Genomic DNA, 22,424 nt, shown 5'->3' on the forward strand with positions numbered 1-22,424 from the left:
CTTTATCTGCCGCGCACCACCATCTCTCCCTGCCCTTCTCCAACCGCCTGCAGGTTCGGCCGGTACATCGACTCCACCTGCGGCGGCGGCACGCGATAGATACCTGGCGTCACCGCGCGGGCCAGGTACAGCAGGTGCTGGGTGCCATAGCCATCGAGCTTGAGCGCCGCCACGTACCGGTCATCGCGGAACTCCTGATGCACCAGGTTGGCGTTCTGCATCGACTCTCGCCACGCCTTCACCGCACTGCTGGCATTGTCCAGGCTGGCCGCACTCTGGGCCAGGTTCTGGTTCTCCAGCTCGAGGCCTGCCGGCAACAGGTCCACCACCAGGGCATCGGGCACCTGGGTATCGGCCTTCAGCGCCAGGTGCACCAGCACCAGATCGCCGCTGCGCAGGTTGCCTAGATCCAGCGGTTGGCCGTTCATGCCCAGGTACTCACGGCGCACCTGCATGCCGTTGCCCCCGGCCGGCGGTGCCTGGCGTGGGTAACCGGAGAGCGTCAGCTGTTGGTAGAGCGTCTCGCCGCCTTGGTTCTGCACGGTCAGCGGCGACCTCAACAGCGGCCCCGTAAGCTTCATGCCCGCCTCGGCATTGCTGAACTGACGGACCTCGCCGGCGCTGTCCAGGCGCGCTTGCCATTGGCCTTCTGGCTTGCCCAGCAAGCCACGGCCCGCCAGGAACAGGGCATTGCGCTCCTGGGTCGACAACCAGCGGTTGGCCGCCAACTCATCCGAGAGGGCGAACAGGCGCTGGTCGACCTGGTTGCTGGCCAGCGTGTTCTCCTGCAGCAATGCCAGGATCAGCGCCTGGTCGCGCAGCTCGCTGCCATAATCGGCCAGCCAGCCGTCGCCACGGCCGATACCCAGGCCGGCTTGCAAGGCCTGCTGGGCACGCGGCTGGTCGCCCATCTTGTCCAGTGCCACCGCCAGTTGCACCAGCGGCAGGCCGGAGCGGGCGTCGCTGCGACGCTCGAACAGGCTGCGCAGCGCACCCAACGGCGCCTGCTGGTTACGCGACAGTACCAGGCCCGCGTAGGCCTGCACGGCGAAACGGGTGTGGTCGGCGTTCTGGCTGTAGTCCACCTCGATCAGGTTGCGTTCCTGTAGGTAGCGCAGCAAGCGTTCATTGGCCTTCTTCAATGCCTCGGCGGGCACGCCGAAGCCTTGTTCGCGAGCCCGCAGCAGGAAGTCAGTGACATAGGCGGTGAGCCAGTATTCCTCTTCGCTGTCCGAACTCCACAGGCCGAAGCTGCCGTTGTAGCGCTGCATGCCCAGCAGGTGTTCGATGCCCATCTCGATCTTGCGCTTGCGCACCTCGGCCGGCTCACCCTTGATTCCCAGGCGCTTCAGGCTTTCGGCATCGGCATAGAGCGACGGGTACAGGCCGCTGGTGGTCTGCTCCAGGCAGCCATAAGGGTAGGCTTCGAGCGCACGGATCTGCTCGGCCAGGTTCAGCGGTGGCCGGCTCGAGAGCACCAGGCTGGCCTCCAGGCCTGCTGGCTCGAACTCGGCCAGCTCGCGTTCCGGCAGGGTCCAGGGCTGGTCCTTCAAGGCGACCCGGTAGTGCTTGAGCATTGCCGGGTAGGCGGGGCGTACACCCAGGGTCCACTCACGCTCGAAGGCATTGTTCGGTTCACCCGGCAACTGCAAGCCGTCGACCCGCACCACTACCTTGCCCTGGCCAAGGCCGCCCTGGGCCTGTACGGGAATCATCAGCGTCTTGCGCTGGCCCTCGGCCAAGTTGACGCTCTGCTGCCCCTCACCGGCCAGGCCCAATTGGCCGGAGGCGCTGACCTGCACGTTCAGTTGCTGGGTACGGCCGGACAGGTTGGCCAGGTCAAGTGCCAGGCTGGTGCGGTCGCCACCGGCCAGGAAACGCGGAGCCGAGAGCTCGGCGATCAATGGCGCGGCGACCACGGTCTTGCCTTCGGCCATGCCGAAATGCTCGTCGGTCCAGGCCTGGGCCATCAGGCGCAGCTCACCGTTGAAGTCGGGGATGTCGACGCTCGCCTCACCCTCGCCCTGCTCGTTCAAGGTCACCGGCAGGCTTTGCTGGGCAACGATGGTTACCGTGGTGTTGGGGCGCTTTCCGCCCTTGGCCATGGCGGCGTCGCCACCGAAGGCCAGGCTGGCCAGGCGGCCCTGGCCGGCCTCGATCAGCTGGCCGTAGATATCCAGCTGGTCGGCGCCGTAGGCCTTGCGGCCGAACAGGCTGGCATACGGGTCCGGGGTCTTGAAATCGGTGATGTTGAGGATACCCACGTCCACCGCCGACAGCAGCACGTGCACCTGCTTCGGCACGCTGCCGTCGGCATTGGCGGCCTTGAACTTCACGGTCAATGGCTGCTTGGGCCGCATCTTCTCCGGCGCCTGCAGGGTCACCGCGAGCTTGCGCTCGGCACGGTCCAGCGGCAAGTGCAGCACACCCACGGCACGCTTGGGCGTGGCATTGGCCTTGCGCTCGCCGGGGCGGATCACCAGGGCGCTGATGTACAGGTCATGGCGTGCCCATTGCTCGTCCAGCTGCACGTCGAAGGTCTTGCCCTCGGCGGGCACTTCAATCTCCTGCCACCACAGTGGGCCGTCGCTGGATTCGATCATCAGGTAACCGCTGCCTGCGGCGGGCGGGGTGACCGTGACCTTGGCCGTGGCACCGTCGGTGTAGGCCGGTTTGTCCAGTGCCAGCTTGACCTGGTCCGGGCGCACCGCGCCGCCCTCGGCATTGTCCTGGGCGCGGTAGCCGGCCCAGAAGCGCGCGCTGGACACGAGCCCGGTCTGCGGATCTTCCACCTCGACGCGATACGGGCCCCATTCCACCTGGAAGTTCAGCTTGGCCGTGCCCCCGGCCTGGACGCTGACCGTTTCCTCGCTCTGGGTGAGGAATTTCTCGTTGTAGTTGTAGCTCCAGCCATCGCTGTCGGAATAGTTCCAGTAATAGTCGCGACGCTCGCGTACCAGGCGCACCTTGAGGTCGTCGGCAGCCAGCTTGCGGCCTTCGCGGTCGGCCACCAGCACTTCGAATGTCACTGGGCCGTCGCTGTCGGTTTCCTCGCCCTCGAACAGGCCACGCAGCCCAGGCAGGCGCTCGGCAGGCCAGATCGGCTGCTCCAGGCGTCGGGTGATCGGCCGGCCACCGGACTCCTGCAAACTGGCCTGCACGGTCAGTTGCAGCGGCGAACGGGCCTCGGCCCAGCGGCTCTCGATATCCAGGGTGGCCTTGCCGGCGTCGTCCAGGGTGACCTCGTCCAGCTCCAGGTCCTGGCTGAGTTCGGTCTCGGTGACCGAGCCGAACTGGTACCCCGGCAACGCCGGCACCGCCTCGCGCAGCGGGCGCAGGTAGGCCTGACCACTGAGGCGGTTGCCGGCGGCCGGGGCGCCATAGAGGTAGCGACCATTGACCTTGATATGCGCGGTTTGCTCGGGCGAGAGCGGCGTGCTGCTGCCCTTGAGCTCCAGGGCCAGGCGCTCGGGGAGGAAATCCTCGACCAGGAACTCATAGACCTGCTTGCGCCCACCGCCCAGATCGAGCAGCAGTTGCCAGCGACCGGTCGGTGCCTCGCTCGCCAGTTGCAACTGGTACTGGAACAAGCCGTTGCGGTCGGCTTCCCAAACGAACTTGCGGCTGACCTGTTCATCTGGCCGGCGCACTTCCACGGTCACCGGCTGGGCCTTGACCGGCTTGCCGTCCTGGTCGCGCAACAGGCCGTTGAGCAGCACGGTCTCGCCCGGGCGGTACAGGTCACGCGGGCCAAAGATGAAGAACTGCAGGGGGTTGGCCTGGGGGCCGGTGATGTCGAACTCCGCCAGGTCCAGGGCCGCGGTGTTCAGGCGCAGCAAAGTGGTGTTCACGCCCTGGGTGGCGATCAGGGTGTCGGCCTTGGCGGTGATCGGCAGCTGCGCATGGCCCTGGCCGTCGGTTTCGGCCTGGGCCAGCAGCTTGCCCTTGTCGTCGTGCAGCGCGAGGTTGACGCCCTTGAGCGCCTTGCCGCCTTCCAGGGCCTGGGCGAACACATCCACCCGATCGCGGTAGCGGTGGGCGGAAACGCCGATGTCGCTGAGGGTGAACAGGGTTGCCGGTTGCGAATAGTCGTAGGTACCGGAGGCGCGCATCACCGCCAGGTACACGCCCGCCTCCTGCAGCGGCTTGATCCCGGCGATCGGCAGCAGCACGGTCTCACGAGTATTTCGCGCCGGGTTCAAGTCGAAGCGGCCGCTGTAGACCAGCTCGGCCATGTCCAGGGTTTCCTTGGACTGGTAGTAGTACAAGCTGCTGTTGCGGCCCCAGTTGACCAGGAAGCTGGAAAGCATGTCCGGCTTGATGCGGAAGAACTCCACATCGACCTTGTCGACGTTAAGAGCGATCACCGGCAGGCCTTCGGCCAGGCGGGTAGGCAGCAGCGAGCCGCGGCTGGCGAAGCCCACGGTCGGCTGCATGTCGCGGGTTTCCAGGCGGCTGACCGACTCGGCCTCCAGGCGCTTGCCGTTGACCGCCAACAAGCCCTTGTCGACGGTGAGCACCAGCTTGCGCTGCGGCTCCAGGTGACGCAGGCGCAGCTCCATCTGGTTGTCGGAGAGCTCCCAGGCACCATCGAGCTTGCCTTTTACCGTGTCGACCAGGTGCACCTTGGCAGCAAAGTCCTGCTCGGCATCCAGCGGCGCGGAGAAGCTGATCGACAAGGTGGCGGCGCCGTCGAGCTGGACTTCCGAGACATCCAGCACGCTCAGTTCGCGGTCGGCATAGCGCTTGGCCAGCACGGCCGGGTCTTCGCGCTTGGGCGCCGGGGTTTCGGCCGGTACGCTCGCGGCAGGCTTCTGGGCCGGTGCCGGGGTATTCGTGGAAGAGGTATCACAGGCACTGATCAAAGCCAGCGCACAGGCCAGTAACAATCCTTTGTTGAGCATGGGAGTGGGAACTCTCGGGCAGCGTGTCGATAAGGGCGCAACTATAGCGCACTGGCAGGCGGGCTACCTGCTGCCAAGTGAGACCTCGTTCGCGCTGGCCGCTAGAATGCCAGGCCAGCTGGCGGGGTTCCTGTGGGACCGCCGCACCGCCGCTCCCACAAAGACCGCAACGCTGCACCAGCGCATTGACCCGGAGCCCGTATGTTGCAACTGACCACCGACTGGCACGATCGCCGTACCCACCGCAAGGTCTGGGCGCTGGCCGCACCGATGATTCTATCCAACATCTCGGTACCACTGGTGGCCCTGGTCGACAGCACCGTGATCGGCCACCTGCCCCATGCCCATCAACTGGGCGCCGTGGCGGTGGGGTCGACCTTGTTCACCTTCATGGTCGGGCTGATGGGTTTCCTGCGCATGGGCTCCACCGGTTTTGCCGCCCAGGCCGCCGGGCGCTCTGATGGCGCGGCGTTACGCCAGGTGCTGGTGCAGGGTTTGTTGCTGGCCCTGGCCTTCGCACTGCTGATCGGTCTGTTGGCGATTCCGTTCAGCCAATTGGCGTTGCAGGCGATGCAACCGAGTGCGGCGCTGCACCAGTCCACCGAAGACTTCTTCCATACCCGCCTGCTAGGCCTGCCGGCGGCGCTGGCCAGCTACGCCCTGGTCGGCTGGTTCCTGGGCACCCAGAACGCCCGGGCGCCAATGGCGATCCTGCTGACGACCAACGTGCTGAACATCGTCCTCAACCTGTGGTTCGTGCTCGGGTTGGACTGGGGCGTGCTGGGCTCGGCACGGGCCTCGGTGATCGCCGAGTGGAGTGCCGCCCTGCTCGGCCTGGCCCTGACCCGTCCGGCCCTGCGTGCCTACCCGGGGCACATCGCCTGGGCCGCGCTCAGCCACTGGAAGTCGTGGCGGCCGCTGCTGGCGGTCAACCGCGACATCTTCCTGCGCAGCCTGGCGCTGCAGCTGGTGTTCCTCCTGGTAACCGTGCAGGGGGCTCGACTGGGAGAAGCCACGGTGGCGGCCAACGCTCTGCTGCTCAATGGCCTGATGCTCACCGCCTACGCCCTGGACGGCCTGGCCCATGCGGTCGAAGCCCTGTGCGGCCACGCCATCGGCGCCCGAGACCACCAGACCCTGCGCCGCTCGCTGGTGGTGGCCTGCGGCTGGTCGCTGATCGTCAGCCTGGGCTTTGCCGCGCTGTTCCTGCTCGCAGGGCATCTGTTCATCGACCTGCAGACCGACATCGACAGCGTGCGCATGGCGGCCTACCCGTTCCTCCCCTACCTGGCGGTATTGCCGTTGATCGCAGTGTGGAGCTACCTGCTCGACGGCCTGTTCATCGGCGCGACGCGGGCGCGGGAGATGCGCAATGCAATGTTGCTGTCGGTGGTGATCGCGCTGCCCTTGGCGCTGCTCATGAGTGGGCTCGGCAACCATGGGTTGTGGTTGGCGTTTCTGGCGTTCATGGGGTTGCGGGCGGTGACGCTGGGATGGGTGGGCTGGCGGTTGCAATCGAAGGGGCAGTGGGTTCGCTGAAGTTGAGGCCGCTTTGCGCCCTCACCTGCCAGGTCACAGCCAGACACAATCCCAATGGGGATACTCGCCAGCCCGCTTCACCAAACCCGCGCGAATGGGATTGGCGATGATGTATCGCGCAGCGGCCTTGACATCCTCATCCCTGCGCAATGCCCTGTCATGAAAACCAGACTGCCAGATACGCTGGCGATCTGCTCCCGCCCGATAGAGCGCACAACTGCTTCGGGATTTGAACGCACGCATCAGGTCGCTCAAACTACCTCGACCCAGCTCGACCAGCCAATGCATGTGATCAGGCATCAGTACCCATGCCAGAGATCGACAAGCGCCTTGCTGCTCACTCAAACGAAGTTGCCTGACGACTACCCTGGCCAAACGCAGCTCGCTGAACAGCGGTGCGCGGTTGCGGGTAGCGGTTGTCAGCAGGTAGAGGCGACCAGCCTCGGAAAAACGCCCCCTGCGTAGGCGGTGGTTGCCTTGACCGTCCATGTCTTGCTCCCTTGAACATTGCATTCAAAGGTAGGCGCTTGAACCGGAGTGCCTGCAGGTAAAATGTTTCCGGTTGTGCGTTTGTGAGGGCTGCGCCCTCATTTCGCGGCACAAGGCCGCTCCTACAAAGGATCAAGCATCCCCTGTAGGAGCGGCCTTGTGCCGCGAAAGGGCCGCGAAGCGGCCCCAGGTTTATGACGAGAGGTACGACGAGCGGGTCAGCCCCAGACGCAACGCATCCAGGAACTGGGTACGCTCACGCGCCGTGATGCGAGCGCTGGCGACCTTGTCGCGGTAGTGCGTCATCAACTCCTCCGGCGACAGGTGCACGTAGCGCAGCATGTCCTCGATGGTGTCGTGGGTCTCGATGCCGGCGTGGTACACGCTGCCATCGGCGTTCTGGTAGATGTTCACCGAATCGGTATCGCCGAACAGGTTGTGCATGTCGCCCAGGATTTCCTGGTAGGCACCGACCAGGAACACGCCCAGCAGGTAGTCCTCGCCTTCCTTGACCGCGTGCACCGGCATGCTGGTCTCGATGCTCTGCTCATCGACGTACTGGTTGATCTTGCCGTCGGAGTCGCAGGTCAGGTCCTGCAGCACGGCGCGGCGCATCGGCTCCTCATCCAGGCGGTGCAGCGGGATGATCGGCAGGACCTGGCCGATGGCCCAGGTGTCCGGCAGGCTCTGGAACACCGAGAAGTTGCAGATGTACTTGTCGGCCAGCTTGTCGTTGAGCTCGTCCAGCACCTGGCGGTGCGAGCGCTGGCGCGCCTTGAGCGAGTTGTGCAGGCGGCGGCACACGGCGAAATAGCACTGCTCGGCCAGGGCCTTCTCGGCCAGGCTGATCTTGCCATCGGCATACTGCGCGGCCACGTCCCCCATGTAATGGGTGGCGCGCCAGTAGGTCTCGGTGACCATTTCGATGTCGGTCGGGCCGAGCAGGTCGGCCAGCCACTGCACGGTTTCGGGCAGCGCTTGCTTATCCTCGATGGTCGGCACTTCGTCGTTGTGCTTCTCGACGTCGGTCACCTGAATCACCAGCATGGCGTGGTGCGCGGTCAGCGAGCGGCCGCTCTCGGAGAAGATATGCGGGTGCGGCAGGCCCTGGGCGTCGCAGAACTCCTTGAGCATGCCCACCACCACGCCGGCATAGTCGTCCATGTCGTAGTTGATGGAGCTGGCATTGCGCGAGTGGGTACCGTCGTAGTCCACGCCCAGGCCACCGCCGACGTCGATGTGATCGACCGGCAGGCCCAGGGCGCGCAGTTCGCCGTAGTAGCGGATCGCTTCCTTGAAACCGTGCTGGTAGTCGGCCAGGTTGGCGATCTGCGAACCCATGTGGAAGTGCAGCAGGCGGATGCCCTGGTCCAGGCCGGCATCGCGGAAGCGCTGCACCACCGAGATCAGCTGGGCGGCGGACAAGCCGAACTTGGACTTCTCGCCACCGGTATCGGCCCACTTGCTCGAGGCCAGCGACGACAGGCGCACGCGCAGGCCAACCTGCGGCTTGACCTTGAGCTCCGCGGCTTCCTCGATCACCAGGGCGACCTCGGACTCCTTCTCGATGACGATGAACACGTTGTGACCAAGCTTCTGGCCCATCAGCGCCAGGCGGATGAACTCGCGGTCCTTGTAGCCGTTGCAGACGATGGTGCCGCCCTTGGGCGCCAGCGCCAGTACCGCCAGCAGCTCGGGCTTGGAACCTGCCTCCAGGCCAATGGAGACGTTCTGGGTGGCGATGATGTTCTCCACCACCGCTTCCTGCTGGTTGACCTTGATCGGGTACAGGGCGGTGTATTTGCTCTGGTACTCCAGGCGCGCGATGTTGGCGTCGAACGCGCCGGTCAGCTGCCGCACGCGGTCCTGCAGGATGTCGGGGAAACGCACCAGCAGCGGTAGCGACAAGCCGCTCTGGCGCAGTTCGTCGACCTGCTCGTACAGGTCGATCGGTGCGCTCCCCGGGCCGTTGGGGCGCACTTCGACGCGCCCGGCCTCATTGATGGCGAAATAACCAGCGCCCCAATGGCGGATACCATAAACACTGCGGCTGTCGGCCACGGTCCATTGGCTGCCATCGTCTTTGCGTGTGCGTCGTACGGACATTCAAGTCCCCTGTAGATAAGTCGAAGACACTGCCCCACATGGGCGCGCAGGCAGTGTAGAAACCGAAAATGACGATTCGTCCGTGCCCAGGGTAGACCCCTGCCACGGGAACGAGTTTAGAAAGCACTGGGCAAAAAATCGCGCGAGCCGGATCAACCGCCGGATTTCTTCGCCTTGAAACCCTGCCTGGTCAACTCGCCGAGCAGCAGCTCGACATGGTCGCCCTGGATCTCGATGACCCCATCCTTCAGCGCGCCCCCGGTGCCGCAACGGCGCTTGAGGGTGCTGGCCAGCTCCTTGAGCTGGTCGAGGGGCAGCGGGACGCCACTGATGGTGGTCACGGTCTTGCCGCCACGGCCTTTGCTTTCGCGGCGCACGCGGGCAATACCATCACCTTCGGGGATGACCTGTTGCTTGCAGATGCAGGCGTCCACCGGCTTGCCGCAATCCGGGCAATGCCGACCGGCATCGGTGGAATAAACGAGACCGCCAAGGGCGGCGAAGGAAGAAGCTTTCTTGGCCACTTTTGTTCCTCTTGCTGAGGACAAAATACTGGTCGGCGCCTGGGGCCAGGGCCGACCGCGAAGCCCCACTCTGGCAGGGGCAGCGCTACTGCCGCAAGACCTGCGGCAGCCCGAAAAGGGCGCGCAGTGTAACGATAAATTTGGCTGTTGCTAAGTACTGGAATGCGGCATTTTGCGAATGTTTTGCGACCCCTCCGCGGGTAAACCCGCTCCCACAGGTACTGCGCAGGTTTCACGGCCTGCGAAATCCCTGTGGGGGCGGGTTTACCCGCGAAGGGGCCAGCACGGCCCACGCATCTATTTGAGGCTTGCTTTATACCGCTGCAACGCCGCCAACGAATCCGGGCAATAGGGCTCGCTCAGGCTTTCTCGTTCCGCCTGCTCCAAACCAATGAACCGCGCCTCGCTCACCTCTTCGGGCTGCAACCTGAGCGGACCATCGGACACCGCCGAATACACCGCGCACCACAACCGGTTGCCTGGCTGGTCGAAATAGAACCGCTCGTGGAAACGCAACTCGACGCCCGCGATGCCGAGTTCTTCGGCCAGCTCACGGGCAGCCGACTCGGCGTAGCTCTCGCCCGCCGCCACCATGCCACCTGCGGCCACGTCCCAGTACCCCGGGTACAAGGCCTTGCTCAGCGTGCGCCGGTGTACGCACAGCTCACCGGCACCGTTGAACAACAGGATGAAGGTACAACGACCGATCAGGCCGAGTTCACGCAGCTCGGCCCGGGGCCGCACGCCAAGCAGCTGGTCGGCCTCGTCGACCCAGGCCACCAGTTCGCGGTCGGAGGCTGCGCGGTGCGCGGCCTCTGCGGGGCTGATGGCCACCGTCAGCCCTGCGACAGCAGTTGGCGAAGGTCGATGACGGCGGCGTTGGCGCGGGAAATGTAGTTGGCCATGACCAGCGAGTGGTTGGCCCACATGCCAAAGCCGCTGCCGTTGAGCACCATCGGGCTCCACAGCGCTTCCTGGGACGCCTCCAGCTCACGGATAATCTGGCGCACGCTGACCGTGGCGTTCTTCTTCGCCAGTACATCGGCGAAGTCCACCTCGATGGCGCGCAGCAGGTGCGACAAGGCCCAGGCCTGGCCACGGGCCTCGTAGAACACGTTGTCGATCTGCAGCCACGGCGTTTCCACCAGCTCCTCGTCCACCTGTGGCGCCTGGCCGGCGACCACCGACTCGGTCTTCAGGGTGCTGTTGAGCTTGACCCGGCCCACGCTGGCCGAAAGGCGCTGGGAAAGCGAGCCCAAGCGGGTGGCCACGTCACCCAGCCAGTTGTTCAGGTTGTCCGCGCGGGTATAGAAGATCGCGCCCTGGTCACCGGCGGCCAGGCGCTTCTGGTAACGGCTCAGGGACTTGATGCCTTCCTCGAACTCCGACTCGCTCGAGGGCAGGATCCAGCTCTTGTTGTCGAAGTTGAAGCGCGGCTCGGCCTTGGCCAGGTCCGCGTCCTCGGTGGACTGCGACTGGGAGCGGGCGAAGTCCTTGCGCAGGGCACGGGACAGGTCGCGCACCTGGACCAGCACGCCGTATTCCCAGCTCGGCATGTTGTCCATCCACAACCCTGGTGGGAAGCGGTCGTTGGAGATGTAGCCGCCCGGCTTGGTCAGCAGGGTATTGGCGACGCTCTTGAGGGTCTCGATGGTGGTGTAGCCGACCACCATCTGCTGGCCGCTCTGCTCGGCGGCAGCCTGGGCGCTCTGCTGCACTGGGAACAGGTCCGGCTCCTGGCTCCAGTACCAGCCCAGGCCGATGCACACCAGCAGGTACAGGCCGATCAGGGTACCCAATGCGCGGCTCCACAGCCCGCCCAGGTAGCTACGGGTGGCGGCACCACGGGCGTCGACACGCTCGCGAGGCTCGGCTTTGGCCTCGCGGTTTTTCCAGTCCAGCATGGCGTTGTCCTTATCAGTCTCGACAGTTCAGGGGCTTGGACCACCAGCCCCAGCCAGGGTGCCACGGCAAGCCCGCGTGGCAGCACTATAAAGCAGACACCGCCTTACGCATAAGCGACCAATGGGTCGACAACTGAATATTCATCCTTACGAACTTTGTTGATATAGGACACACGGGCACCGGGAAGCGGTGCTAGCATAGAGCCAGCATTGCACCTGCATAACCCTCCAACAAGCAGCCAGGACATGACCCAGCCAGCCGAGTCGAGCCATGAGCGCCTCCAGCAGCACCGCCTGATGCAACGCCTCCTGCGCACCGGCCTGCGCAAGGGCGACCCGCTCGACCACATGGCCCTGCCGCCCTTGCGCAAACCGGTGTACATCCTGCTCCAGGAACATGACCGCGCCGAGCGGCTGGCCCAGCAACTGGAATTCTTCGGCCTGCCTGCACAAGCCCTGCCCAGTGCCGAGGCCTTTGGCACCGCGATGAACGACCGCCCGCCGTGCGCCATCGTCATGGACGTCGACTTCACCGGCAAAGGCCAGGGCCTGAACCTGGCGACCCAAGCCCTGCTCGGTAGCGAACCGCAGGTTGCGCTGCTGTTTTTCAGCCACCTCGAGGCCGACACCCCCACCCGTCTGGCCGCTGTGCGCGCCGGCGGCCAGGAATTCCTCACCGGCCCCCTGGATGCCTCGAGCCTGCTGGAGAAAGTCGAGCTGTTGACCAATGTCACCCAGTACGACCCGCTACGTGTGCTGATCGTCGATGACTCGCGGGCCCAGGCCATGTTCACCGAGCGCCTGCTCAACGGCGCTGGCATGATCACCCGCACCCTCACCGACCCGATCCGCACCATGGCCGAACTGGCCGACTTCCAGCCCGACCTGGTGATCCTGGACATGTACATGCCGGCCTGCACCGGCACCGAGCTGGCCAAGGTGATTCGCCACAACGACCGCTACGTCAGCGTGCCGATCATCTACCTCTCCGCCGAAGATGACCTGGACAAGCAGCTGGACGCCATGAGCGAGGGCGGCGACGATTTCCTGACCAAACCGATCCGCTCCCGACACCTGATCACCACAGTGCGCAACCGGGCCGCCCGCGCTCGCCACCTCAAGGCCCGCATGGTGCGCGACAGTCTCACCGGCCTGTACAACCACACCCATATCCTCCAGCTCCTTGAAGATTGCAGCTTTCGCGCTCGCCGCGAGATGCAGCCGCTGAGCTTCGCCATGCTCGATATCGACCACTTCAAGAAGATCAACGACCGCCATGGCCACCCCATGGGCGACCGGGTGATCAAGAGCCTGGCGCTGTTCCTCAAGCAGCGCCTGCGCAAGACCGACTTCATCGGCCGCTATGGCGGCGAGGAATTCGCCATCGTGATGCCCGACACGCCGCTTGAGGCCGCGCACAAGGTCCTCGACGAGATTCGCCAGCGCTTCGCCGAGATCCTCTACCCGGCCCAACCCCATGACCTGCGCTGCACTTTCAGCGCAGGGGTGGTGCAACTGGACCACAGGCTCGATGCGCTGACCATGGCCAGCGCCGCCGACGAAGCGCTGTACCGGGCCAAGCATGCCGGGCGCAATTGCGTGATGCGTGTAGAACCCTGAGCCCCGTGAAGCTTCAATCGCCGGCAAGCCGGCTCCCACAGGTATGGCGGTGTCTTTGAAAACAGCGCAGGACAGGTGGGAGCCGGCTTGCCGGCGATTGGACCAATACAGGCAAAACGCCACTTTTTTTCGCTCTCGGTCATCACCCGGTCACAAAACCGAAATAACTTCAGGCACCTACCGTTCCACCTCTATTGCTGGAAGTTCACGGCTATGCGCCTGAAGTGGCTGACCAATTTCAATACCCTGCTGCTGGTAACTGTCTGCATCGCACTGGGCGCGACCCTGTGGTGGTCGCAGCGCGCACTGGAGCGCCCCTATCAACTGATGGAACGCTACCTGGGCCTCTCCCAGCAGTTCCAGAACGATGCGGTGCGCAACATCCAGGCCTACCTGGCCAGCGGCGACGCCCTGCGGCACGCTGCAGCCACCGAGGCCACCCAAGCGCTGCAAGTAGCGCTCGCCGACTGGCCGGCGAACCTGGCCGAAACGCTACGCCCCAGCCTGGACGACCTGCAGGCCTTCACCGCCAACGAACTGCTCGCCGCCGGCAAGCTGGCCGGCGACCCGCAGGCTTTGCTGTTGCAGGCTGAACGCGAGCTGGGCGCCCATTTCGAGCAACTGGCCGAGTATGCCCGCAACAGCGACAACCCGGACGCTGCCCGCTACCTGGCACCCTTGCTGGACGCTTCGGTACACCTGGGGCGCCTGTCGCTGGCCCGTGGCAAGCTGGTCGCCAGCGGCCGCGCGGAGCTTGCCGAGGAAGTCGAGCGCGAACTGCAGCTGATTCGGGCACAGGCCCAGGTGGTCGATGGGCTGCCGTTGCTCGGCGTGACCCGTGCCACCGAATCCAACGCCGACGATTTCGCCGCGCTGATGGGCCTGGATACCCAAACCAGCGCCCAGCAGGAAGATGTCGCGGTAAGCCTCAAGCGCGAACTGCAGAGCCTGCTGGCGCGCTACCCGGCCGAGCTGCAACGAACCCGCGAGCAGATCGAGCGCCGCGCGGCCCTGGCCGCCAGCACCCGCGAACGCCTGGGCGCCGTGCAGCAGGCCATCGCCGGGCTGGAACCGGAAGTGCGCGGCCTGCATGCCAAGATCGCCAGCGAAGTGCGCCTGATCCAGGGCCTGATGATCGGCCTGATTCTGCTTATCGCCCTGCTCATCGACACGCTCCAGCGCCGCCTGGCACGCACCCTGAGCGACCTGGCCCCGGCCCTGTCGCGCTGGGCCGATGGCGATTTCGCCCGGCCGGTCGCCCTGGGCCGCACCAACCGCGAGCTGCACGATATCCAGGCCTCGCTCAACCGCCTGCGCCAGTACCTGGTGGAGCTGGTCGGTACACTGCGCCACAACGCCGAGCAGGTGGCAGGCAGCAGCCATGCCTTGGCCAGCATGAGCAGTGCCCTGCACGAAGGTGCCGAACGCCAGGCCGGGGACACGGGGCAGATCCGTGACGCCCTTGGCGAGCTCGAGGCGACCATCCAGCAGGTGGCCGGTGACGCCAGCGCCGCCGCCGATGCCAGCCGTGACGCTGGCCGCGCGGTGGAACAGGGGCAGGCGGTGATCGGCCAGAGTCTGTCCGGCCTACGGGCATTGGTGGACGAGGTTCAAGGCAACGCCCAGGCGATCGAGCAACTGGCCGAGGAATCGGCCACCATCGGTGGCGTGCTGACGGTGATCCGCGCCATCGCCGAACAGACCAACCTGCTGGCCCTCAACGCCGCCATCGAAGCGGCACGGGCCGGCGAGATGGGCCGGGGGTTCGCCGTGGTCGCCGACGAAGTGCGCTCCCTGGCCCAACGCACCACCGGCGCCACCGGCGAGATCCAGGCACTGATCGACCGCCTGCAACAAGCCGCCCGCGAGTCGGTGAGCGGCATGCGCGCCCAGCTCGCGCACGCCGAGGCCACGGCCAGCCAGGCCCAGGCGGCCGATGGCGCGCTGGATGAAATCGTCGGGGCGATTCGTACCATTGCCGATACGGCCGTACGCATTGCCGATGTGACAGCGCAGCAGACGGGCGCTGTGAGCGAGATCCGCGATCACAGCGAACGGATTCATGCGTTGGGCGAAGACAACCTGCAACGCATCGGCGAAGGGCGGGCGCAAGGGGAGCAGTTGCTGAGCCTGGGAGGGGAACTGAACCGGGCGGTGCAGGCTTTCAGGGTGTGAGACCGAGCGCCGCGCGGACGGCGCTTGGTCTCCCAGGCGATGACGATGTCGAGCACTACCCCCCAACCCACGGCAACTCCGCTATCATGCCCCCACGTTTCACCTAGCGAGACCGCCATGCGCCGCCTGTTTTTCCTGTTGTTCCTGCTGCTGGCCAGCCCTGCGTTCGCCACGGGCCTGCTCGACAATCGCCCCAGCGCCACCCTCGGCGCCGCTTCGCTGGGCAACAACGCCGATTTCCTCCCCGTCCATGAAGCCTTCAAGCTCAGCCTGGTGCAGGCCGACGCCCAGTCCATCAAGCTGCGCTTCGTCGCTACCGAGGGCTACTACCTCTACCGCCATCGTTTCCAGTTCCGCACCGAGCCTGCCGATATCCCCCTCGGCACGCCGAATATCCCCAAAGGCGAAGCCAAGCACGACGAATTCTTCGGCGACGTGGAGGTGTACCATGGCGTGCTCGACATCGAGCTGCCCCGCCCGGCCAACGACCCGCGCCCCTTCACCCTGCTGGTGGGCTACCAGGGCTGCGCCGACAAGGGCCTGTGCTACCCCCCGGAAACCGAACGCCTGAGCATCGACGGCACAGGCGGCCCAGCGGGTAGCGCACCAACCGGCACCGAACTGGGCTGGAACTGGCAATCGCTGCTGTTGTTCTTCCTCGCAGGCGTGGGGCTGACCTTCACGCCATGCGTACTGCCCATGCTGCCGATCCTCTCCGGCGTGGTACTGCGCGGCCAGGTGGGCGGCTGGCGAGGCCTGAGCCTGTCGCTGGCCTACGTGTTGCCGATGGCCATTTCCTTCGCCGTGCTCGGCGCCCTGATGGGGGTGTTCGGCGCCAGCCTGAACCTGCAGGCACGCCTGCAGTCGGCCTGGGTGCTGGTGCCCTTCGCCCTGTTCTTCGTGCTCTTCGCCCTGGCCATGTTCGGCCTGTTCGACATCAAGCTGCCCCAGGCCCTGAGCAGCCGTCTGAACAACGTCGCCAACCGCACCAAAGGCGGCTCGCTGCTGGGCGCTGCGGTGCTGGGCGTGCTGTCCAGCCTGCTGGTTTCACCCTGCGTATCGGCACCGCTGGCCGGAGCGCTTTTGTATATCAGTGCCAGCGGCGATGCCCTGGGCGGGGCGCTGAAGCTGTTCGCCCTGGGCCTGGGCATGGGAGCGCCATTGCTGGTGGTCGCCACCGGTGGTGCGGCCTGGTTGCCGAAAAGCGGCCCATGGATGAACACGGTCAAGAACGCCATCGGCGTGTTGCTGCTGGGCCTGGCCATCGGCCTGCTCAGCCGCGTGCTGCCGGGGCCGGCCACCTTGTTGCTGGTGGGCCTGCTGGCTGCGGGCGTGGCGCTGTTCCTCGGTGCCCTGGAGTTCGTGGTCAAGACGCCACGCCAGCGCCTGGCGCAGCTTCTTGGCCTGGCCCTGCTGGTCTATGCCCTGGCCTGTTGGTATGGCGCACTCAATGGCCAAGGCGACCCCTTGCGCCCCCTGCCACCACCGGCCATCGCAACCGCCACTGGCACGCCAGCCAGCCAGGTCGATGCCTGGCAGACCGTCACCACCCCAGCTGCGCTGGACGCCGCCCTGTCCCAGGCCAAGGCGGCCGGCCAGCCGGTGCTGCTGGACTGGTACGCCGACTGGTGCATCAGCTGCAAGGTGATCGAGCACGAGGTGCTCAATGCGCCCCAGGTGCAGCCCCAGCTCGCCGGCTTCAAGCTGCTGCGCTTCGATATCACCGAGAGCAATGCCGAGCAACGCACCCTGCTCGACCGTTACCAGCTGTTCGGCCCTCCCGCATTGCTGTTCTTTGCCGCGAACGGCAGCGAAATAACCGCCGATCGGGTCATTGGCGAAGTGAATGCCGTCGAATTTGCCGATCGTTTGGCGCGCGTGCGTCGCGATCTGGGTCTATAACTTCCCGCGAGCCGGCAATTTTCCCGCCATTAGTGACCAGACTTAATCATCTGGTCACATACTTTGCGCGAATCTCGGACAACGTGCTGGCTATTGCCGGGAACTGGACACCCGACGCCCTCTTGCGGCATAGTCGCCGCGCTCATGTCGTATTGCCCTACAAGACCAAGGAATTCGCAGATGGCAACCCTACTGGTGCTACACGGCCCCAACCTCAACCTGCTCGGTACCCGCGAGCCAGGCCACTATGGCGCCGTGACCCTGGCCCAGATCAACCAGGACCTGGAGCAGCGCGCCCGCGCCGCTGGCCACCACCTGCAATACCTGCAGAGCAATGCCGAGTACGAGCTGATCGACCGTATCCACGCCGCGCGCAACGAAGGCGTGGACTTCATCCTGATCAACCCGGCTGCTTTCACCCACACCAGCGTCGCATTACGTGACGCATTGCTGGCTGTGAGCATCCCATTCATCGAAGTGCACCTTTCCAACGTGCACAAGCGTGAACCGTTCCGTCATCACTCCTACTTTTCCGATGTCGCCGTAGGGGTGATCTGCGGCCTGGGCGCCACCGGCTACCGGTTGGCCCTGGAGTCTGCACTGGAATACCTGGCTGCCAACGCACAGCCCTGATGACAAGGCCTTGGCCCCTTCGGGCCAGGGCCTGGATAAACGTTCTAGCCACGTTTTTTAAATTACGTCCCCGACCGAACCTTGGGAGTTGATGATTAATGGATATCCGTAAAGTCAAGAAGCTGATCGAACTGCTGGAAGAGTCTGGCATCGACGAACTGGAGATCAAGGAAGGCGAAGAGTCCGTTCGCATCAGCCGTCACAGCAAGACCCCGGCAGGCGCCCAGTACTTCGCAGCCCCGGCTCCAGTAGCCGCCCCGGTTGCCGCTGCCGCCCCGGTCGCTGCCGCTGCCCCGGCCGCCGAAGCCGCCGCCGCTGCCCCGGCCCTCAAAGGCACCGTGATCCGCTCGCCGATGGTCGGCACCTTCTACCGCAAGCCTTCGCCGACCTCTGCCAACTTCGCCGAAGTCGGCCAGACCGTGAAGAAGGGCGACACCCTGTGCATCGTCGAAGCCATGAAGATGATGAACCACATCGAAGCCGATGTCGGTGGTGTCATCGACGCCATCCTGGTGGAAGACGGTCAGCCGGTTGAGTTCGACCAGCCGCTGTTCACCATCGTTTGAATCGCGGAGAGCCAACGATGTCTGGGAAGCTCGAAAAAGTCCTGATCGCCAACCGCGGGGAAATTGCCCTGCGGATCCTGCGTGCCTGCAAAGAGCTGGGTATCAAGACCGTCGCTGTTCACTCCACGGCCGACCGCGAACTGATGCACCTGGGCCTGGCAGACGAGTCGGTCTGCATCGGCCCTGCATCGTCCAAGGAATCCTACCTGCACATCCCGGCGATCATCGCTGCCGCCGAAGTGACAGGTGCCACCGCGATCCACCCCGGTTACGGCTTCCTGGCGGAAAACGCCGACTTCGCCGAACAGGTGGAGAAGTCCGGTTTCGCCTTCATCGGCCCTAAAGCCGACACCATCCGCCTGATGGGCGATAAGGTCTCGGCCAAGGACGCGATGATTCGTTCAGGCGTACCGACCGTACCTGGTTCCGATGGCCCGCTGCCCGAAGACGAGGAAGTCGCCCTGGCGATCGCCCGTGACGTCGGCTACCCGGTGATCATCAAGGCTGCCGGTGGTGGCGGTGGTCGCGGCATGCGCGTGGTGCACAAGGAAGAGGACCTGATCGCCTCGGCCAAGCTGACCCGTACCGAAGCCGGTGCCGCCTTCGGCAACCCGATGGTCTACCTGGAGAAGTTCCTGACCAACCCACGCCACGTGGAAGTCCAGGTACTGTCCGACGGCCAGGGCAACGCCATTCACCTGGGCGACCGCGACTGCTCGCTGCAGCGCCGTCACCAGAAGGTGCTGGAAGAGGCCCCGGCTCCGGGCATCGACGAGAAGGCCCGCCAGGAAGTCTTCAAGCGTTGCGTCGACGCGTGCATCGAGATCGGCTACCGCGGTGCCGGCACCTTCGAGTTCCTGTACGAGGACGGCCGCTTCTACTTCATCGAGATGAACACCCGCGTCCAGGTCGAGCACCCGGTTTCGGAGATGGTCACCGGCATCGACATCGTCAAGGAGATGCTGAGCATCGCCGCTGGCAACAAGCTGTCGATCCGCCAGGAAGACGTGGTGATCCGCGGTCACTCCCTGGAGTGCCGTATCAACGCCGAAGACCCGAAGAAGTTCATCCCGAGCCCAGGTACCGTCAAGCACTTCCATGCCCCGGGCGGCAATGGCGTGCGTGTCGACTCGCACCTGTACAGCGGCTACTCGGTTCCGCCGAACTACGACTCGCTGATCGGCAAGCTGATCACCTACGGCAAGGACCGCGACGAAGCCATGGCGCGCATGCGCAACGCCCTGGACGAGATCGTCGTCGACGGCATCAAGACCAACATCCCGCTGCACCGCGACCTGGTGCGTGATGAAGGTTTCTGCAAAGGCGGCGTCAACATCCACTACCTCGAGCACAAACTGGCCAACCAGGAGTGATCGCGTTAGCGTGATGAAAAAACCCCGGCCTGGTGCCGGGGTTTTTTATTGGCTGCGTTTCATACACGGGCCTTGAGAGCCGGCTTGCCGGCGATGGCTCGCACAGCCTATCTTGCAGGCCGGTGCAGGAATCGCAAAATGCCAGGTGCCGCCCCCCTTGCGACGACCTCTACAAACCCTACGCACTCAAGTAAACTGCCTAGCTCCGCGCAGCCCTGGCTGCCCCTGTCGATTTACCAAAGGTGCCCGCCATGCCCTGGCTGCAAGTTCGCCTGGCCATCAGCCCAGACCAAGCCGAAACCTACGAAGACGCCCTGCTCGAAGTCGGCGCTGTCTCGGTGACCTTCATGGACGCTGAGGACCAGCCCATCTTCGAACCGGACCTCAACACCACGCCGCTCTGGTCGCACACTCACCTGCTGGCCCTGTTCGAAGCCGATGCCGAGCCCGAGGCCGTGTTCGCCCACCTGCGCCTGCTGACCGGCGCCGAGTTGCCCGAGCACCATGCCGAGGTGATCGAAGACCAGGACTGGGAGCGCAGCTGGATGGACAACTTCCAGCCCATGCGTTTCGGCCAGCGCCTGTGGATCGTGCCCAGCTGGCACGAGGCGCCGGAAAAGGACGCGGTGAACCTGCTGCTCGACCCGGGCCTGGCCTTCGGTACCGGCACCCACCCGACCACCGCCCTGTGCCTGGAATGGCTCGACGGCCAGCAACTCGAAGGCACCCAGGTGCTGGACTTCGGCTGTGGCTCGGGGATCCTGGCCATTGCCGCGCTGTTGCTGGGCGCCCGCAAAGCGGTCGGCACCGACATCGACGTGCAAGCCCTCGAAGCCTCTCGCGACAATGCCGGGCGCAACGGCATCGCCGAACAGCGCCTGGCCTTGTACCTGCCCGAGCAGATGCCCGCCATGCAAGCCGACGTACTGGTCGCCAACATCCTGGCCGGCCCGCTGGTCTCGTTGGCGCCGCAACTGTCCGGCCTGGTCCGCCCCGGCGGCCTGCTGGCGCTCTCGGGCATCCTCGCCGAACAGGGCGAGGAAGTGGCCGCAGCCTACGCGGGCGACTTCGAACTGGACCCGATCGTCGTGCGCGACGGCTGGGTACGCATCAGTGGTCGCCGCCGCTAGCCAACTAGACTCAACTTTCTGCACAACCCGGATCGCCGCATGACCGACAGTTTCGTCACCCAGTGTCCTCATTGCCAGACCAGCTTTCGCGTCACGCACAATCAGTTGAGCGTGGCCCGGGGCGTGGTGCGCTGCGGCCATTGCCTGCAGGTGTTCAACGCCGCCAAGCAGTTGCTGGAGCAGAACCGCACCTCCCCTGCCCCGGCGGCACCGATACAGGCACCGGAGGCGACGCAACCGACGATCAACGAACGGCCAAATACCGAGCCCGAGGACTGGGCCATCACCGCCCAGGCGCTGGACAACCTGGACCTGGACCAGGAACTGGCTCGCCTGGAGCGTCGCGATGCGCCCGAAGAACGCCAGGCCCCGCCTCGCGAGGATGCCCTGCAGGCCCGTCGTGACGAGCATGGTCCTGACGACCATGCCGACGAACCCTTCGGTACGGCAACCGGCGAGCCGCCGGCACTCCAGGCCGCCGACGAACCGGCTCCGGTGTTGGTCGAACAAGAGGTCCTCGACCTCCAGGCAGAACCGCAGCCCGGTGACCGCACCGAGCCGACCCTGGGCAATGGCCTGGTCCTGGACGACGACGAGCCGCGAGCATTCGGCCAGGCCGAGCCCCATCACGACGACGGGCGGGGCGACCATTTCACTGGCCTGGATGACGATATCCCTGAAAAAGGGCTCTCCGCACGGGACGATGACGAGCATGGCCAACTGCGCCTGTCGGCCCGCGACGACGAGCTCGAGCGCCTCGCCGACGAGCGGCCCGAGCCTGCCTTGGCGGCCAAGGCCGAACGCCCGACGCGCAAGGAACCGCTGGTGCATGTGGTGGACGACCCGCTGCAGCTCGACTGGCAAAAGGCCAGGCCCAACTGGGCCAAGCGCCTGCTGTGGGGTGTGCTGACCCTGCTGGCCGCGGGTTTGCTGGCGTTCCAGTACATCAGCTACCACTTCGACGAAATGGCTCGCCAGGACCAGTACCGCCCCTGGTTCCAACAACTGTGCCCGATGCTTGGTTGCCAGGTACCGACCCGGGTGGATGTCAGCCGGATCAAGAGCAGCAACCTGGTGGTGCGTAGTCATCCGGATTTCAAGGGCGCACTGATCGTCGATGCGATCATCTACAACCGGGCCCCGTTCTCCCAGCCGTTCCCGCTGCTGGAGCTGCGATTTGCCGACCTCAACGGCCAACTGATCGCCAGCCGTCGCTTCAAGCCCAGCGAATACCTCTCGGGGGAGCTGGCCGGGCGCGGCGACATGCCGAGCCAGACGCCGATCCACATCGCCCTGGATATCCTCGACCCCGGTCCCAAGGCCGTGAACTACAGCCTGAGCTTCCGCTCGCCGGAATGACCCACAAGAGGCGCCTTGCGCCCGAACACCTGTAGGAGCGGGCTTGCCCCGCGATCAAGGGCGAAGCCCTTGCCAGGCGACGGAGATATCGGGCCCGACCTAATCGCGGGACAAGCCCGCTCCTACAGGGTTCCCTCAAGGGCCAGTAGATTTCCACCGCGCCTGGGGAGCAGTCTCGTGTCGCGATGGCCCGCGAAGCA

Annotated in this window: 15 protein-coding genes; 9 read left to right on the forward strand and 6 right to left on the reverse strand. The window is 65.3% G+C overall.

Annotated features, from left to right (window positions below; translation table 11 throughout):
* Window positions 1-2 precede the first annotated feature (2 nt).
* Window positions 3-4,904, reverse strand: coding sequence for an alpha-2-macroglobulin family protein (locus ACNFCI_RS00220; RefSeq protein WP_416767184.1), 4,902 nt, complete (start codon window positions 4,902-4,904; stop codon window positions 3-5).
* Between the two features lie 201 nt (window positions 4,905-5,105).
* Here ACNFCI_RS00220 and ACNFCI_RS00225 point away from each other — a divergent pair, with 201 nt between their 5' ends.
* The gene (locus ACNFCI_RS00225) at window positions 5,106-6,443 is read left to right on the forward strand and encodes an MATE family efflux transporter (protein WP_084858746.1); all 1,338 of its coding nucleotides are present in this window, start codon (window positions 5,106-5,108) and stop codon (window positions 6,441-6,443) included.
* A 33-nt stretch (window positions 6,444-6,476) separates the two neighbouring features.
* On the opposite strand, the gene ACNFCI_RS00230 is transcribed toward ACNFCI_RS00225, so the two are convergent.
* The 5 genes from ACNFCI_RS00230 to ACNFCI_RS00250 form a co-directional block, all read right to left on the reverse strand.
* Window positions 6,477-6,932, reverse strand: coding sequence for an REP-associated tyrosine transposase (locus ACNFCI_RS00230; protein ID WP_368829892.1), 456 nt, complete (start codon window positions 6,930-6,932; stop codon window positions 6,477-6,479).
* Window positions 6,933-7,124: 192 nt separating this feature from the next.
* Window positions 7,125-9,038, reverse strand: a complete 1,914-nt coding sequence (gene speA / locus ACNFCI_RS00235; protein ID WP_084858748.1) for an arginine decarboxylase — start codon at window positions 9,036-9,038, stop codon at window positions 7,125-7,127.
* Window positions 9,039-9,190: 152 nt separating this feature from the next.
* Complete coding sequence (locus ACNFCI_RS00240) at window positions 9,191-9,562, reverse strand: translation initiation factor Sui1 (protein ID WP_084858749.1); 372 nt, start codon at window positions 9,560-9,562, stop codon at window positions 9,191-9,193.
* 297 nt (window positions 9,563-9,859) lie between these two features.
* Window positions 9,860-10,396 carry an NUDIX hydrolase gene (locus ACNFCI_RS00245; RefSeq protein WP_324817699.1) on the reverse strand — a complete coding sequence of 179 codons (537 nt, stop codon included), beginning with the start codon at window positions 10,394-10,396 and terminating at the stop codon, window positions 9,860-9,862.
* Window positions 10,397-10,398: 2 nt separating this feature from the next.
* Window positions 10,399-11,466, reverse strand: coding sequence for a DUF2333 family protein (locus ACNFCI_RS00250; RefSeq protein WP_196146663.1), 1,068 nt, complete (start codon window positions 11,464-11,466; stop codon window positions 10,399-10,401).
* Between the two features lie 246 nt (window positions 11,467-11,712).
* Between ACNFCI_RS00250 and ACNFCI_RS00255 the strand changes: the two genes are divergently transcribed.
* From ACNFCI_RS00255 to ACNFCI_RS00290, 8 genes are all read left to right on the forward strand, one after another.
* On the forward strand, window positions 11,713-13,086 hold the full coding sequence (locus ACNFCI_RS00255) for a diguanylate cyclase (RefSeq protein WP_084858752.1): 1,374 nt from the start codon (window positions 11,713-11,715) through the stop codon (window positions 13,084-13,086).
* 1,395 nt (window positions 13,087-14,481) lie between these two features.
* The gene (locus ACNFCI_RS00260; protein ID WP_416767354.1) at window positions 14,482-15,261 is read left to right on the forward strand and encodes a methyl-accepting chemotaxis protein; all 780 of its coding nucleotides are present in this window, start codon (window positions 14,482-14,484) and stop codon (window positions 15,259-15,261) included.
* A gap of 117 nt (window positions 15,262-15,378) precedes the next feature.
* Window positions 15,379-17,163, forward strand: coding sequence for a protein-disulfide reductase DsbD (locus tag ACNFCI_RS00265; RefSeq protein WP_416767186.1), 1,785 nt, complete (start codon window positions 15,379-15,381; stop codon window positions 17,161-17,163).
* 180 nt (window positions 17,164-17,343) lie between these two features.
* A complete protein-coding gene (gene aroQ, locus ACNFCI_RS00270) occupies window positions 17,344-17,796 on the forward strand; it encodes a type II 3-dehydroquinate dehydratase (RefSeq protein ID WP_070090423.1) in 453 nt (150 codons plus the stop codon).
* 98 nt (window positions 17,797-17,894) lie between these two features.
* A complete protein-coding gene (gene accB / locus ACNFCI_RS00275; RefSeq protein ID WP_416767188.1) occupies window positions 17,895-18,362 on the forward strand; it encodes an acetyl-CoA carboxylase biotin carboxyl carrier protein in 468 nt (155 codons plus the stop codon).
* Between the two features lie 17 nt (window positions 18,363-18,379).
* Window positions 18,380-19,735 (forward strand): acetyl-CoA carboxylase biotin carboxylase subunit, encoded by a 1,356-nt coding sequence (gene accC / locus ACNFCI_RS00280; RefSeq protein WP_084858756.1) that lies wholly within the window; start codon window positions 18,380-18,382, stop codon window positions 19,733-19,735.
* 251 nt (window positions 19,736-19,986) lie between these two features.
* A complete protein-coding gene (gene prmA, locus ACNFCI_RS00285; RefSeq protein ID WP_416767190.1) occupies window positions 19,987-20,865 on the forward strand; it encodes a 50S ribosomal protein L11 methyltransferase in 879 nt (292 codons plus the stop codon).
* A 39-nt stretch (window positions 20,866-20,904) separates the two neighbouring features.
* Complete coding sequence (locus ACNFCI_RS00290) at window positions 20,905-22,224, forward strand: DUF3426 domain-containing protein (protein WP_416767191.1); 1,320 nt, start codon at window positions 20,905-20,907, stop codon at window positions 22,222-22,224.
* The last annotated feature ends 200 nt before the right edge of the window (window positions 22,225-22,424 follow it).

It is taken from the genome of Pseudomonas sp. NY15356 (genome assembly GCF_048068175.1).
In the GTDB taxonomy this organism is placed as follows: domain Bacteria; phylum Pseudomonadota; class Gammaproteobacteria; order Pseudomonadales; family Pseudomonadaceae; genus Aquipseudomonas; species Aquipseudomonas putida_K.